The organism is Peribacillus sp. TH16 (assembly GCF_016651095.1).
GTDB lineage: Bacteria > Bacillota > Bacilli > Bacillales > DSM-1321 > Peribacillus > Peribacillus butanolivorans.
This window is the reverse complement of the sequence record NZ_JAEKEM010000011.1, coordinates 130,591-146,384: the sequence shown is the minus strand read 5'-3', so window position 1 is coordinate 146,384 and position 15,794 is coordinate 130,591. Positions and strand designations below refer to the sequence as shown.

Annotated in this window: 14 protein-coding genes; 8 read left to right on the top strand and 6 right to left on the bottom strand. The window is 38.6% G+C overall.

What is annotated here, in order from left to right; genetic code table 11:
* Positions 1-67 precede the first annotated feature (67 nt).
* From efeB to JFV29_RS29330, 3 genes are all read right to left on the bottom strand, one after another.
* Positions 68-1,354: an iron uptake transporter deferrochelatase/peroxidase subunit gene (gene efeB / locus JFV29_RS29340; protein ID WP_397329060.1), complete on the bottom strand. Its 1,287-nt coding sequence runs from the start codon at positions 1,352-1,354 to the stop codon at positions 68-70.
* Positions 1,355-2,206, bottom strand: a complete 852-nt coding sequence (gene efeO / locus JFV29_RS29335; protein WP_201188293.1) for an iron uptake system protein EfeO — start codon at positions 2,204-2,206, stop codon at positions 1,355-1,357.
* A gap of 204 nt (positions 2,207-2,410) precedes the next feature.
* Positions 2,411-2,899: a MarR family winged helix-turn-helix transcriptional regulator gene (locus tag JFV29_RS29330; protein WP_201188291.1), complete on the bottom strand. Its 489-nt coding sequence runs from the start codon at positions 2,897-2,899 to the stop codon at positions 2,411-2,413.
* 132 nt (positions 2,900-3,031) lie between these two features.
* On the opposite strand from JFV29_RS29330, the gene JFV29_RS29325 reads away from it, so the two are divergent.
* Positions 3,032-4,546: an MDR family MFS transporter gene (locus tag JFV29_RS29325; protein WP_053348259.1), complete on the top strand. Its 1,515-nt coding sequence runs from the start codon at positions 3,032-3,034 to the stop codon at positions 4,544-4,546.
* Between the two features lie 168 nt (positions 4,547-4,714).
* Positions 4,715-5,407, top strand: a complete 693-nt coding sequence (locus tag JFV29_RS29320) for an SGNH/GDSL hydrolase family protein (RefSeq protein ID WP_201188289.1) — start codon at positions 4,715-4,717, stop codon at positions 5,405-5,407.
* A gap of 42 nt (positions 5,408-5,449) precedes the next feature.
* Here the strand turns inward: JFV29_RS29320 and def are convergent, their stop codons facing one another.
* Positions 5,450-6,028: a peptide deformylase gene (gene def, locus JFV29_RS29315; protein ID WP_201188287.1), complete on the bottom strand. Its 579-nt coding sequence runs from the start codon at positions 6,026-6,028 to the stop codon at positions 5,450-5,452.
* Between the two features lie 232 nt (positions 6,029-6,260).
* Between def and JFV29_RS29310 the strand changes: the two genes are divergently transcribed.
* Positions 6,261-7,988 carry an AAA family ATPase gene (locus JFV29_RS29310; RefSeq protein ID WP_201188285.1) on the top strand — a complete coding sequence of 576 codons (1,728 nt, stop codon included), beginning with the start codon at positions 6,261-6,263 and terminating at the stop codon, positions 7,986-7,988.
* A 45-nt stretch (positions 7,989-8,033) separates the two neighbouring features.
* Here the strand turns inward: JFV29_RS29310 and nagE are convergent, their stop codons facing one another.
* Positions 8,034-9,944, bottom strand: coding sequence for an N-acetylglucosamine-specific PTS transporter subunit IIBC (nagE, locus tag JFV29_RS29305; protein WP_201188283.1), 1,911 nt, complete (start codon positions 9,942-9,944; stop codon positions 8,034-8,036).
* Between the two features lie 312 nt (positions 9,945-10,256).
* On the opposite strand from nagE, the gene nagA reads away from it, so the two are divergent.
* The 5 genes from nagA to JFV29_RS29280 all read left to right on the top strand — a co-directional run bounded on the left by nagA (position 10,257) and on the right by JFV29_RS29280 (position 14,448).
* Complete coding sequence (gene nagA, locus JFV29_RS29300; protein ID WP_201188281.1) at positions 10,257-11,435, top strand: N-acetylglucosamine-6-phosphate deacetylase; 1,179 nt, start codon at positions 10,257-10,259, stop codon at positions 11,433-11,435.
* Positions 11,435-12,169, top strand: a complete 735-nt coding sequence (nagB, locus tag JFV29_RS29295) for a glucosamine-6-phosphate deaminase (protein WP_201188279.1) — start codon at positions 11,435-11,437, stop codon at positions 12,167-12,169. Before nagA ends, nagB begins: the two co-directional genes overlap by 1 nt.
* A 14-nt stretch (positions 12,170-12,183) precedes the next feature.
* Positions 12,184-12,906 carry a phosphonate metabolism transcriptional regulator PhnF gene (phnF, locus tag JFV29_RS29290; protein ID WP_053348252.1) on the top strand — a complete coding sequence of 241 codons (723 nt, stop codon included), beginning with the start codon at positions 12,184-12,186 and terminating at the stop codon, positions 12,904-12,906.
* Between the two features lie 86 nt (positions 12,907-12,992).
* Positions 12,993-13,715, top strand: a complete 723-nt coding sequence (locus JFV29_RS29285; protein ID WP_201188276.1) for an SIS domain-containing protein — start codon at positions 12,993-12,995, stop codon at positions 13,713-13,715.
* Positions 13,716-13,923: 208 nt separating this feature from the next.
* Positions 13,924-14,448, top strand: coding sequence for a YtxH domain-containing protein (locus JFV29_RS29280; protein WP_201188274.1), 525 nt, complete (start codon positions 13,924-13,926; stop codon positions 14,446-14,448).
* 171 nt (positions 14,449-14,619) lie between these two features.
* On the opposite strand, the gene JFV29_RS29275 is transcribed toward JFV29_RS29280, so the two are convergent.
* A complete protein-coding gene (locus tag JFV29_RS29275) occupies positions 14,620-15,510 on the bottom strand; it encodes a foldase protein PrsA (protein ID WP_201188272.1) in 891 nt (296 codons plus the stop codon).
* Positions 15,511-15,794: the final 284 nt, after the last annotated feature.

Below are 15,794 nucleotides of genomic sequence, written 5' to 3'. Positions count from 1 at the left end.
AACTAAAATCGCCAACCCGGATACGCATCCATGCTGGCGATTTTCTCGTCTATCTTTTAAAATTCAATTACCTAAAAAGGGATTCTCCGATATAGCCACCCTTTTTCACACCTGGCAAACAAGCAAATACAGCACTACCTCGGTGAATGATATATTCATTCAGCTTATCATTTTTCGCAAGGCGTTCCTGTATAGGAACAAATTGTTTACTTGGGTTGCGTTGATAACAAATGAACAGAAGGCCAGCGTTCAAGCTTCCTGTTTTGGGATCCATTCCATCCGCATATGAATAAGGACGCCGCAGAATCTTTGCTTTTCCGTCCCCCCTGGATAGACTCATATGCGAATCTTCTGGAATAATCCGATTTCCATTTTTATCTTTAGCTTCTAAATCAACACTATCAAATTCATTCTTCATCCCTAATGGAGCTCCACTGTCACGGTGACGGCCAAATGTATTTTCCTGCTCTTTCAATATAGTACGGTCCCATACTTCAATGTACATCTGAATTCGGCGTACAACCATATAACTGCCGCCAACAAGCCAGTCTGGACCATCCCCAGCCTTTACCCAAACATGATCATTCATTTCACTACTTTTCTTCGTATCCGGATTGGCAGTTCCGTCCTTAAACCCGAATAAGTTACGCGGTGTCGTTTTTTGAGAATCGGCTTGTTTAGTACGTTGGAAACCTGTTTGGGCCCAATGAATAATCGTTTTCCCTCTCCCGATTCTCACTAAGTTCCTAACGGCATGAAAAGCAACCTGAAGATCATCTGCACATGCTTGAATACAAATATCTCCACCGCTCCAAGAATCTTCTAACGCATCTAAAGGGAATTTGGGCAGATCCTTTAATTCAGCAGGCTTTTTCGATTTCAAACCAAACCGATCTTTACCATTCTTCGTAAATAGGGTAGGACCCACTCCAAAAGTAATCGTCAAATTAGAGGGTGACAATTCTTTTGCTTCCCCAGTATCTTTTGGAGGCATACTAGCATTTAGAGAAGCTTCACCTACCAATTTTCCCTCTGTCATCTGAGCCGCTGCTTCTGTCCAGTCCTTAAATAGCTGGATTAAGTCGGATTTATTATCTGTCGTAACTTCCAGTGCTGCAAAATAAAGGTTATCCTGAGCTTCAGTAGTAATGCCCGCTTGATTGGCCCCATAAAATGGAACAATATCATTAGTTTGTCCATTTGCCTTCGAATCAGATAGATTCAAAAGCCCACCAAATCCAGAGGCTCCTATCACGACTCCGACCCCACCAACTCCTGCTGTTTTCAACATATTGCGACGACTTACTTTTTTAGTAAAAAGCGAGGTTTCGTCATTCGGCATTTTCTCTTTCAATTATGATTCCTCCGTTACAATCCCTATTTGCGAAAGTGGTTCAGCTAATGCATCAATGGCTTGGCTTAGCTCTTTAACCTCAGATTCTTTTAAATCCGTATAAGAGGTATAGCCATCACCTTCTTTATGCTTCTCAAGCAAGCTGTATACATCGTCAAAACGTTGTTGGATTTCCGTTACAAGCTTTTCGTCTTTTTCTTTAAGAGCTGGTGTAAGAAGTTCGTAGATTTTTTCGGCACCTTCTACATTTGCAACAAAGTCATATAAATCTGTATGAGAGTATCGATCCTCTTCTCCAGTTACCTTACTGGTAGAAACTTCATTTAATAAATCAACCGCACCTGTGATTAATAAATCCGGTGTGACCTCAACAGTTTCAACTTTGGCACGAAGCAAATTGACATCACTCATCAATTGATTTGCATACTCTTCATAACCTTTTGTTGTGTTTTCTTCCCATAAACCCATTTCAATCCGGTGGTAACCGCCCCACTCTTCATCTTTAACGTCCCCTTTACGCGCATCAATTTTGGGATCAAGATCGCCAAATACTTCTGCAATTGGTTCAGCTCTCTCATAATGCATACGGGCCGGTGCGTATACTTCCTTCGCTTTTTCAATATCACCAGACGTTACAGCTGTCGTAAACTCTTCAGTCGCTTTTACAAACTCCTCTATTTCACCAATCGCATATTCCCGATATTCGCTAGATACATCATCTAAAGCACTCGCACTTGCACTCGTTTCTTTGGCATTCTTGTCTGCCGGCTTTACTTCTTCCTTTTCCTGTGAGCAGCCAAATAGTAGGCTAGTAGATAGTAAGACTGCTAATGATGCCTTTGTTTTCTTCATATATGAATCTCCCTTTTAAATGAATTCTAGATTCATATTAGCAGACAATGAAAATCATTATCAATATAAATTTTGTTGAAAACGAGACATTTTTCATATGTTGTGGAAGAATTTGTTATACCCCTAGCGTTTTTCTTTCTCATTAAAAAGGAAAAAACGCCTATTTCACTCTCCTCATATCTCTAAAAGTAAAAAGGGTAGCCTTTATTTCAGCCACCCTTCCCGTTCACTCATTAACTTGTCATTTTCCTTGTCCATAATTTCTGAGATATCCTCCACAAATTGAAGGATAAATGTAAGCTCTTGCTCATTATAAGTGGAACATAGATTTTTGGTAGCCGTAGAGAGTGATTGATAATGCGATTTGATCTGTTCTTGTCTTGCGGGCATTGGGACAATCATTACCCGCCTTCCATCCAATTGATCTCGTTCCCTTTTTACATAGCAAGATTTTTCAAGACGATCGATTAGCGCCGTTACAGAGCCCGTGCTCAACCCCGTAATTTTCGATAGTTCACCGGCGGTTATCGGTCCTGTTTCATTCAAGATCTCAGCAGTCTTTAAGTCCGTATGGGTAACTCCTATTTTTTGGGCCATGTTTTGTTGAAATAAAACCGATCTCATTCCATATTTTTTCAGACTATGCGTTAACTTCTCTAACATATCTGCATTCACCATATTATCGCTTGACATAAAATACCACCCCTCTTACACTTAAATTTATCTTGAAAATCAAGATAAATGATTTTATTTTATCTTAATGGTTATCATTCATTTATGTAAATAAAATTATGAAATATTAGTACGCACTAAGGAGGAAAATAAATGAAAGAACAAAAAAACCAAAAATTCATTGTTGCCGGTTTATTATTAGGTATCTTGATGTCAGCAATGGATAATACGATTGTTGCGACTGCCATGGGAACGATCGTTTCAGATTTAGGCGGTTTCGATAAGTTTGTCTGGGTGACATCCGCTTATATGGTCGCCACAATGGCAAGCATGCCAATTTTCGGTAAGCTTTCCGACATGTATGGACGGAAGAGGTTTTTTATTTTTGGCCTCGTAGTCTTTCTAATCGGCTCTGCATTATGTGGTATGGCTCAAAGCATAGTCCAGTTAAGTATTTTTCGGGCAATCCAAGGGATTGGCGGCGGCGCTTTAATGCCAATTGCTTTTACAATCATATTCGATATTTTCCCACCTGAGAAACGCGGAAAATTAACTGGGCTTTTCGGAGCAGTATTTGGAGCTTCAAGCGTATTGGGCCCGCTTTTAGGTGCTTATATTACAGAGTATTCTAGCTGGAACTGGATTTTCTATGTCAATGTTCCAATCGGAATCATTTCTTTATTTTTCATCATGCGATATTACAAAGAGTCAGCCAATACCCAAGAACAAAAAATTGATTGGGGTGGGGCAGCAACACTCGTTATTGCCGTTATTAGCTTAATGTTTGCCCTCGAACTGGGCGGAGAGTATGGTTGGGATTCATTTCCTATCATAGGTCTGTTTGCAAGCTTTTTAGTTTTCTTCATTTCTTTTTTCTTTTTCGAAAAAAGAGCAAAAGATCCTATCATTTCATTATGGTTATTTAAAAGACGGTTGTTTGCAACCTCTCAAATCTTAGCCATCCTATATGGCGGTACATTTATTATTTTAACTGTCTATATACCAATTTTCGTCCAAGCTGTTTACGGGGGATCTGCAACAAATGCCGGGTTAATTCTTACTCCCATGATGCTTGGTTCCGTCGTTGGTAGTGCAATTGGTGGGATATTCAATACAAAGACCAGCTTCCGCAACTTGATGACAATTTCTGTCGTCTGCTATTTTGCAGGAATGCTTCTGTTAGGGACAATTACCCCTGATACCAGCAGAACTTTACTAACACTTTACATGATTCTTACTGGCTTCGGCATGGGCTTTTCGTTCTCTCTTTTGCCTATTGCTTCGATTCATAATTTGGAACCGAGATTTCGCGGATCGGCCAACTCTACAAACTCATTCCTACGTTCTTTTGGGATGACACTCGGTGTTACGATCTATGGAGCGATACAGAATAATGTATTCACAAGTAAAATGACAGACGCATTTAAAGGGATGCAGGGAGGACCGGACACATCTGTACTAATGGAGGACCCTCGTCAGCTCTTCCAATCAGATGCACGTGCACAGATTCCGGACTTTATCCTAGATAAAATTGTTCATGCAATGTCTGATTCCATTTCCTTAATATTCACTTTGGCCCTCATCCCAATCGGTCTTGCTGCAATCACAGTTTTCTTTATGGGAAAAACAAGAGTAGAAACGCCTCCAAAAGAGGAATCGTTACAATGACTAAAAAAGCGCTGGGCTTTCAGCGCTTTTTAAAGTTTTTATTAAGGAAAAGCGGGTACTATTTCAATAAAATACCTCTCTTCTATATGAATAGAAAGTAAAGTTTGCTGAAAAACTATTCTACTACTAAAATAATAAGTAACACAGTCACATACCGAGGTGAGAAATTTGAAGATTGTATGTTTTGGGGATAGTTTAACCAGAGGTATTTCTTATGTTAAAGGTCGGCTTCGCATTATTAAAGACAATTATCCGAACTCTTTAGCTAAGCTTACAGAATCGTTGCCATTCGTTGAAGTATTGAATAAAGGGGTTTTCAATGACAACTCCGACCTGCTAGTTAGCCGGATCGATAAAGATGTCATGTCAGAAAATCCTGATATCGTATTAATAGAGGTTGGTGGAAACGACTGTAACTTCCATTGGGATGAAGTCGCCAAAAATCCAGAAGGTGATCATGAGCCAATTGTTCCCATCGAACGGTACCTAGAAAATATTACTCATCTTGTTAAACAGGTTCAGGACAAGCATGTCACACCTTTTCTTTTGACCCTCCCACCATTAGATCCAGCTAGGTATTACCGATCTATCGCTGAAAGGTTCGGGCCTTCAATCGGGCATTTTGTGTCCCAAGTCGGCGGAATTGAACATTGGCATGGAATGTATAACCGCCAATTGAAAAACCTCGCTGAAGAACTTAAGGTGCCACTGATTGATGTGCGTTCCTACATTAAATCCGCTGGCGACTTGAACCACTTAATTAGCGATGATGGCATCCACCTCACCTCCAAAGGATACCAACAAATGAGTATGGCCATATTCAGTGATTTACAGAAGCATATGGCAGGAAGACAATCTTAAACATGTAAAAAGGCAAAGCATTGGCGCTTTGCCTCTTTGGTATTACAAGCTTTTCACTTCTACATTTTCTGGAAGCTTGAAAGGGTTCTCGATATTGATACGGTCATAAAACATCATCCCGTTTAAATGATCTAGCTCATGTTGAAACACGATAGCAGCAAAGCCCTTCAGCCGCATCTCGATTGTCTCACCTTTGCTATCCAATGCTTTAATTTTAACGCGTTCATAACGAGGTACATAGCCTTTTATATCACGGTCAACAGAAAGACAGCCTTCACTTTGCGGTAAATAAATCATCGTAGCTGAATGGCTGATTATTTTCGGGTTCACAAGGGCATATTCAAACAGCTTCCCTTTTTCATCCGGAAAATACATAACAAACATGCGTTTATTCAAGCCAATCTGATTTGCCGACAAACCAACACCTTCACGTAAATTGTATTTCTTTTGAAGTTTTGGGTCTTGGCTATTTTTCAAATATTGCATCATGCACTCCAGCGTTTCACGATCTTCATCTGAAATCGGCAGGCTAACTTCATCCGTTACCTGACGCAGAATTGGATCTCCTTCTCTGACGATATCCTTCATTGTAATCAAATAGTCTTTTATAAATTTACTCATAGAACTTCACACTCTTCTACCTTTTTATTTTTTCATGACTTAGACCATTTCACTTTAGCATTTCATTTTTAAAAAGTCTAATATGCAGGTTGAAAATAGAATAGTACTCATCCCTAAGTTATTGGAATTTCGTTCCTTTACATTATTTACCTAAATTTTAAGGACTAAAGACCTATAGAATACACGTTTAAAAATTCTATACTGAATATATATCCTTAAAGGAGATGAAAATTTGAACTCGAATTCTAAATTTGTCTCGAAGTTGCTGCCGTTCTTAACGGCTTTCATTGTGATAATAGGTGGAATTAGTTGGTATGTTGTAACTCAATCAAAGGAAATGGTTATTCCCTTTTCTTCTGTTGAAAAGACAATTAAAGCTCAAAATGGGGCCCTTGTCTCAATAGAAGAGAAACGAAACGGTACCCTTCACATCACTACACCAGATGGAGAATATGTTTCTAATATTCCCCCCAATAGTCAAATGATCAATAAACTAGTCGAAACTTATAATGTTCAATATTCATTTTCATCAACTAATAAGTCAGCATTATGGATTTTAGGTGGATTGATGGCAGCATTAGTCACAACCATTGTTATTATACAGAAAAGGTCAAAAGGTGGATTACTTATTGGCAGCAAGAAACAAAGCATTTCTGCTCCTAGAGATTTGCCCGAGATAACTTTGGAGGATGTAGGCGGTTTGCAAACCGAAATCAAACAAGAAATCCTGCAAACCCTAACTACTCTAAAAGAACCAGAACGTTCAGCTAAAATTGGAATTAAGCCTCCTCAAGGCATTTTATTATACGGCCCACCAGGAACTGGGAAAACGCTTCTTGCACAGGCAATTGCAAAAGAATTGGGTGCCAACTTCTTCTCAACAAGCGGTTCGGCCTTCAACGAAATGTTTGTCGGTGTTGGAGCAGCCCGTGTCCGTAGTCTTTTTCAAAATGCACGTAAGCAATCACCAGCTGTCATTTTCATTGACGAAGTAGACGCATTAGCGGGTAAACGGAAAGCTCATGGCGGAGAAGAAGGCGAAAAAACGCTGACTGAACTGCTTGTCCAATTGGATGGAGGTCATCCAAATGAAGGCATTTTATTTATTGCCGCAACAAACCGGAAAGATATGCTCGATGAGGCATTTCTTCGCCCTGGTAGAATTGATTTCTCCTTTCAAGTACCACTTCCAGATACACAGGGAAGAAAAGAGATCATCGCTATCCATACTAAAGGAAAGCGACTCGCAACAGATGTACTTGCTTCCTTGGATGAACTGGCTGAAAGCACATCAGGTTTCTCCGGAGCAGATTTAAGGTCTTTATTTGATACTGCTTCCCGTCATGCTCTCAGAAATGAACAGGAAATGATTCGCAAACAAGATCTCGATTATGCCATTGACCGTACAATTCTCGGTGCCACATCACGTACCTTGAATGATGTAGATACTAAACGCCGCGTGGCCATCCATGAAAGTGGACATGCTTTGATTGCAGCCCTAACCAAACCGGGCTCTGTTCGAAAAGCTACCATCATACCGCGTGGTGAAGCTCTTGGATATGTAGCACCGATTCCGAAAGAACTTCATTTATCTACAGCAAGTGAATTACTTGATCAAGTCAAAATGATTTTAGCAGGTGGCGTTGCAGAAAGAATGTATTTAGGGGAACACAGCATCGGTGTAGGCGGCGACGTACAACAGGCGAAACATCTGCTTGAGCAAATGGTCGATACCGGAATGCTTCAAGATGGATTTACCCTAACATTTAATAAAGGCGAGAAAGAACAAAAGATGCAGGAACTGTTCACAAAAGCGATTCAGGAAACGGAAAAATTGCTCGATTCAAATCGCCCGCAGTATGAAGAGCTGGTCGAAGAGCTACTGAAAAAAGAAACGCTTGAAGGGACGGAAGTTCAAAATATTGTTGATGCTTCACCTCAGGAACTGGTTTTGGTTTAATTTAAAAGAAGGCGTCCTATTGGACGCCTTCTTTTTTACTGTTATTTAAAGTTTTTCCAACCGAATGATGTCTGCTGTATTTTGTTTCTGGAACCCTGTCTTCTGTAATTTCACTGCCGTTCCTTCAGGTAAGTTAGTGAATATGATAGGAGTAACAGTAGACGGAGCATTTCTTTGTATGAAATCTAGGTCAACTTCCAAAAGAGGCGTTCCTTTTGTTATCTTTTGACCTTCTTGTACAAGAGATGTAAAGCCTTCTCCATTTAATTTAACTGTATCTAAACCAACATGGATCAGAATTTCAAGACCATTATTCATTTTCAATCCCAATGCATGCTTTGTTGGGAAGATACTGAACACTTCCCCATCAATTGGTGATACGAGTGTCCCATTTACCGGCTCAATAGCGAAGCCGTCACCCATCATTTTCATAGCAAACACTTGATCAGGAACCTGGTCTAACGGCAAAACATTACCTTCTAACGGAAGAACAAAATCATTTACATCTAAAGCTTGGTTTTCTTCTACTGTTTCAGCCATTACTTGTGCTGATGGTTTTGTTTTAACTTGGCTTGGATGAGCATCATTCTTTACAAGTTGTTTCATCGCATTGGCAACAAATTCTACATTTGTTCCAACAATGACCTGAACACTTGATTTATTTAACTTCATCACGCCACGTGCACCATGTCTTTTTAATGCTACTTCATTCACATTATCTGAATTGCCAACCTCTAAACGTAACCGTGTTGCACAATTATCTATAACTTTAATATTTTCTTTACCGCCAAGGTCTTGAATGAAAAGTGACCCCATATCGGCATATTTATCCCCTGTTTTCACAACAGTATCTTCTTCTGCTTCTTCCTCATCATCTTCACGACCAGGTGTTTTTAAATCCATAATTTTTATAACAAAATAGAAAATCACAAAGTAAATTGCAGCGTAAACTAATCCAATCGGTATTAACCATAGTGGTTTTTGAGCAATTCCAAAGTTCAAGAAATAATCAATGGCTCCTGCCGAGAATCCAAAACCATGATGGATATCCAATAGAACAGCGAGAGCTAATGAGATCCCAGTTAAAATTGCATGTATTACATATAATACTGGAGCAATGAACATAAACAAAAATTCAATTGGTTCAGTGATTCCTGTTAAGAAAGAAGTGAAAGCTAAACCAACCAGCATCCCCGTTACTAATTTACGTTTCTCTTTCTTAGCAGCTGCAATCATCGCTAATGCTGCTGCTGGTAAACCGAACATCATGATAGGGAAAAATCCTGTCATAAATGGCCCAGCAGTTGGATCACCTGCGAAGAAACGGTTTATATCACCAGTTGCTCCATTGTATTCACCAAAAACAAACCATACCATACTATTCAAGACGTGATGCAAACCTACTGGAAGCAATAAGCGATTCAATACGCCAAATACACCAGCACCTAAAGCTCCTGCACCTGTAATCCAGTCTCCAACGTTATTGATTACATCTTGAATTGGCGGCCATACAAAGCCAAATATTCCTGCCAGTATTATCATCGCTAACGATGTAATAATCGGAACAAATCGTTTCCCTGAAAAGAATCCAAGCCATTCAGGGAGTCTTATTTCAGAGTATCTATTATATAGGAAGGCAGCAACTATACCTGATATAATCCCACCTAAAACAGCCATGTCGATATCTTTATTAATTGCTTGTGTACCATTCGTTAAAACAAAGTAACCAACAAGACCAGCTAATGCCGCTGCACCGCTTCCGTCTTTAGATAATCCTATCGCTATACCTAAAGCGAACAGTATGGCAAGATTATCAAAAATCGCTTTTCCTGCGGCAGCTATAAATGCAATATCAAGTAAATCCGGTTGACCTAGGCGAAGCAATAAAGCCGCTGCAGGCAAAACAGCGATCGGTAACATCAAAGCTTTCCCAATCTTTTGTAAAAAATTTAACATCGAACTCATCTCCCTTGTTCCTAACTTCTTTTGATTCAGCAGAACGACAAGACGTATAAAGCGTTTTCATTTTGTCAATATAATAACTTTTCTTTGGATTATACTAGCATAGAAAATATATAGATGTCTATACCAATTTATTTGAAAAATATACTATATCCTTCGAAAATAAAGCAAAAATATCATTTTTATTCCCGCTACTCCATAACTGGTCTAGACAACTTATAATAAAAGCGATAAAATGAGGGCAAAATATATGAGACCAATTTATGACTCATTCATTAAGTTTTACTTTCATAAAGGAGATTATGTATGAAAACATTCATTATTAATAATCTAATAGTTTATAGCGAAAAGGAAACATACAAAAATGGGTACATTAAAGTCGTCGACGGAAAAATTGCCGAAGTAGGTCCAGTCAACCAATACAAACATGACGATGATGCTAAAGTAATTACACTTTCACCGGATTATCAGGTAATTCCAGGTGCCATCGATATTCATATTCACGGGGCATCTAATGCTGATGCAATGGACGCCACATATGAAGCTTTATCTACAATGGCAGAAACACTTCCAAAAGAAGGAACCACCAGCTTTCTGGCCACTACAATGACTCAATCGACAGATGCCATTGAATCAGCACTTCTTAATGCGGGTAATTATATCGGAAATCAAACACAGGATCACGCTGAAATAGTTGGGATTCATTTAGAAGGTCCTTTCATTTCACCAGCACGTAAGGGAGCACAGCCTGAAGAGTACATCGTTGATCCTGATGTCCCTCTATTTAAAAGATGGCAGGAAATTGCCCAAAATCAGATCAAGCTTGTAACGCTTGCACCTGAACAACAAAACGGATTAGATCTTGCAGCTCACTTAAAGGAAACAGGCGTCGTCGCTTCCATTGGACATTCAGATGCAACGTATGACCAAATAGGTGAAGCGATTTCTGCAGGGACTACTCACGTCACGCATCTTTATAATGGGATGCGGGGTCTTCATCACCGCGAGCCTGGTGTATTGGGTGCTGCTTATCTTAGAGACGAGCTGTTTGTTGAACTTATTGCTGATGGCATTCACTGCCGACCGGAAATGGTGAAGTTAGCTTATAGCCAAATTACCAGTGACCGGATGATCTTGATAACGGACTCGCTTCGTGCCAAATGGCTTGAAAAGGGTACCTATGATTTAGGCGGCCAGCCCGTGTATGTTAACGAAACGACAGCAACCCTATCAAATGGAACACTCGCAGGCAGTATATTGAAAATGAACGATGCCATTAAGAACACCTTGCAATATACAGGTTGTTCCATGACTGACATTATTAAAATGACGGCAGAAAATCCTGCCAAACAGCTTGGGATTTTTGATCGAAAAGGTAGTATACAGGTTGGAAAAGATGCTGATCTTGTAATATTAAATGAAAAATTGGATGTTGAAATGACGTTCTGCAGAGGTAAATTAGCATTTAAAAAGGAGAATGTATAATGAATATTATTAAAGTGCAGGATTACAAAGAAATGAGTCAGTCAGCTGCAAATATAGTCATTCGAAAAGTTAAAGAGAATTCGAAAATCAAGCTCGGTCTTGCAACAGGCGGGACACCAAAAGGGACGTACGATACGCTAATTGAAGATCACATGCAAAATAATACTTCTTATGAAAACGTAACATCATTTAATCTTGATGAGTATATCGGCTTAGATTCAAATGATCCAAACAGTTATCATTATTATATGGACCAGTCATTATTTGCTCATATTAATATAAATAAAGAACAAACTTATCTTCCAAATGGTACAGCCGATAATCTTGACAAGGAATGTACTCGTTTTGACAAAATGATTGAAACATTGGGTGGGATTGATCTTCAAATACTTGGAATTGGACAAAATGGTCATATTGGTTTTAATGAACCAGGAACTTCTTTCTCGTCTGGTACACATGTAGTCGCACTTGAGGAATCAACTCGACAAGCGAACGCACGCTATTTCGACTCCATCGACGAAGTACCCACACATGCAATTACGATGGGTATTGCCACAATAATGAAAAGTAAAGAAATTCTACTGCTAATATCAGGAGAAGAGAAAGCCGAAACCTTGAAGAAATTAATACACGGGGAAATAACAGAGGAATTTCCTGCATCTATCCTTAAAAAACATAATAATGTTACAATTATCGCAGACCAAAAAGCGTTATCTGGAGTGTTAATACCCTAAAGGAGCGAAAATCAATGATTGATAAAAACTCACCTCTTCCAATTTATTTTCAAATCGAAGAACAAATAAAAAGACAAATAGAAAGTGGTGAGTTCCAAGCGCACAATGCCCTTCCATCTGAACGTGAATATGCAGAACAATTCGAAATTAGCCGAATGACTGTCCGTCAAGCCATAAATAACCTAGTTAATGATGGATACCTATATCGTCAGAAAGGCAGAGGAACCTTTGTAGCCGATAAGAAGCTGGAGCAGCAGCTTAATGGACTGACTAGCTTTACAGAGGATATGAAAGCCCGAGGGCTAAACCCAAGCAGTAAACTGCTGAGCTTCGAAATCATTCCGGCAAATAAAAAAATTGCTAATGAACTGCACATTTCCACTTATGCTCCTGTTTATGAAATAAAGCGGATACGATTGGCCGATGACGTTCCAATGGCACTCGAAACGATGTATATGTCTGCGAATTTAATTAAGGGATTAACTGAAGAAATTATCAACCTGTCCCTTTACCAATATATAGAAAATTACGCTAAACTTAAAATCGACTATGCTACACAAACATTAGAATCAGCGATTGCTTCAGATACAGAAATTACCCATTTAGCGATTCCTAAACATTCGCCCATTTTATTCATTCAAAGGAATACGTTTTTACAAGATGGAACCCCCCTAGAATATGTTAAATCAGCTTATCGTGCAGACAGGTATAAGTTTACAATCAACATTACTAGATAATTTGAATATTTTTACCGGATATGCAAGTAAGGACAAATTCATCACTATAATCTTTTAATGCTAAAGGTAATCGGAGGGTGTCACATATGAACTCATATTTTGAAGCAGTGCAGGATTTACTCTCAACTGTGGTAGAACAGGAAAAGCTTTCGATTAAGGAATCTGTGAAACACATCTCAAAAGCAGTAATGTCAGATGGAATCATCCATTTGTTTGGAAGCGGACACTCTCATATATTGACAGAAGAGGTATTCTACCGCTCAGGCGGGTTAGCAGCCATTCGTCCTATTTTCGTTGAAGATTTGATGCTTTTTAAGGGAGCATCAAGGTCATCGCAACTTGAAAGACAAAATGGCCTATCAGAGAAATTCATGAATGATGAGGATATCCGTCCTGGTGATGTCTGTATCGTCATTTCATCCTCTGGTGTCAATCCCGTTCCCATCGATGTTGCTACAATCGCAAAAGAAAAAGGCGCCTTTGTTATTGGATTGACTTCACCTGAGTATGCTAACAGTTGTTCTTCACGGCATAAACAGAAACTTTTTCTCCACGATGTCGTTGATTTAATCATAGACAATCATATTTCCAAAGGTGATACATTACTGAAATCAAACAATATATCATTTGGATCTGGATCGACTGTAATTGGAGCTGTCCTTCTAAATATGATTTTCACCCAAGTCATTGAGACCATTATTAAATCAGGGGTGACCCCTCCCGTTTTCCTAAGTGGGAATATCGAAGGGGCAGATGAACACAATCAAAAACTAATCGCGAAATATAAAACAAGGATTCCCCAATTGTGAATCCTTTTCCCAAAAAGGAATACATAAGTTTTTTGTTTCGTTAGTTCCATATGCAAAATTAAAAGAAGGCATCCATACGGATGCCTTCTTTTAATTTTAGAGGTACTCCCTTTTATTCCTTGTTTTTATTATACAAGTTTAAGTTATGGTAAATAAGGGAAAACCCTAATAAGCAATCAATCTACTATTCTTAGAGGAGGAAATATAGATGACACAACCAACTATTGAAACTGAAACGAATAGCAAACTGTTAAAAGGTATTCTTATTGGCGGACTTGTAGGTGGTGCTTTAACCTTACTTGACTCCAATACAAGGAATAAAGTAAAAAGATCGGCAATCCTTTTAAAAGACAACTCCGTGAATATGATTGAACAAGTTAAGGAAAATCCAGGCGAAGTGAAGGAACAGATGGTATCTGGCGTTAAAGGAGCAGCCAACACGATTAAAGAGGCAATCAATGACGTTGAAACTTTATATGAAAACGTTAATGAAGACGTGGTAGGCAAGGTAACCGAAGTAAAGGATATCTCCACTGATGCCCTTGATTCAGCCAAAGAAGCAACAAGTGAACTAAAAGGCATCAGCTCCAAAGTTGTAGTGGCGGGAAAACAATTGAAAGAAACCCCAGCTCAGTCATTAAAAGATGACAATAAAAAAGGAGAAAAAGAAAGTGATGAACTAGTTACAAAATCAGAACTCTCCAATGAAAAGTCCATTTCATCTAACTTCTAACAAATAAAAAAGGAGAAGAGGACAATACGTCTCTGCTCCTTTTTTCTAAATATGGTCCTATCCTCTTCAATAATCATATTTTCAAAAAGATTACTAAATACAATGGATAGTGTTATAAAAAAGATGGTCCAAAGTGGATGTTATTCGATTTGGAATCATCTTTTTCACCCCTTATTCAGTACCTTCTAATTTATTCGTTATCTCATGATCTTCTTTTACTTCAGCTAACCAAACAGAATATTCCTCTTGTAATCTTTCAGAAAGAAGCGTTTCTTTAATTTCTTTTTTACTGTCTTCTAAATTAGCTTTTTTCGCTTCCTTCTTACCGGTTACTTTTATGATATGGTACCCATAATCTGATTTAACTGGATCACTGACTTTATCTATATCAAGATCAAAGGCAACGTCTTCAAATTCCTTCACCATATCACCTTTACCAAAGTATCCTAAGCTTCCACCCTTTTCTGCCGTTTCTGTATCAGTAGAATATTCAGCTGCCAATTTAGCAAAATCGCCACCTTCTGCAATTTCTTTCGCAACTTTCTTAGCCGTTTTTTCGTCATCAACTAAAATATGACTAGCTTCCACTTGTTCTGCTTGAGCAAAGGTATCTTTATTATCTTCAAAATACGTGCTGATTTCATCATCTGTCACGGTAATTCTCGGTTCAATCAATTTTTTCGTTTGAAGATAAACCACAATGTCTTTTTTCAAGGCATCCATGGAAGAACCGCTTGCTTCCAATTGTTCTTTGAACGCTTTTTCATCACCATAGGATTCTACCAGAGTATCGATCTCTTTCTGGATTTCTTCATCCTTAATTTTAATTCCCTCTTTTTCCGCTTCCAATGCAACCAATTTATTTGTAATTAATAGGTTTAATGTATCTGCTCCATACCCCTCAACAAGCGCGTCATAAAGCTCATCCTTATTGATTTTCTCTCCATCTACGCTCGCCATTGTCTTATCTGTAGACGAAATCATCGCAAATACCATGATACCAGCAATGACTAAGATGCTTCCTGCCCAAACATATGCCTTCGTGCTTCTTAATAGTTTCATGAATACTCTCCTTAATTTTTCTATTATAATAGCTTGGAAATATTAATAAATCCTTAAGATTTCACTCCCACTGCTGTATACACTTTATCCAGTCATTATACTAACATACTTATCTCTCAACTGATATTTTAGAGTACTTTTACTAAAGACTGATTGTCTACCGTCTGACCAATTCAATAAAGATTCATTATTCCAAAGATGATAAGTTATATCATAATACTGAATTTGGGAGTATAGCTAACAGGAGATGATGATGTACTTTTATATGTTTGGCACGAAATCCA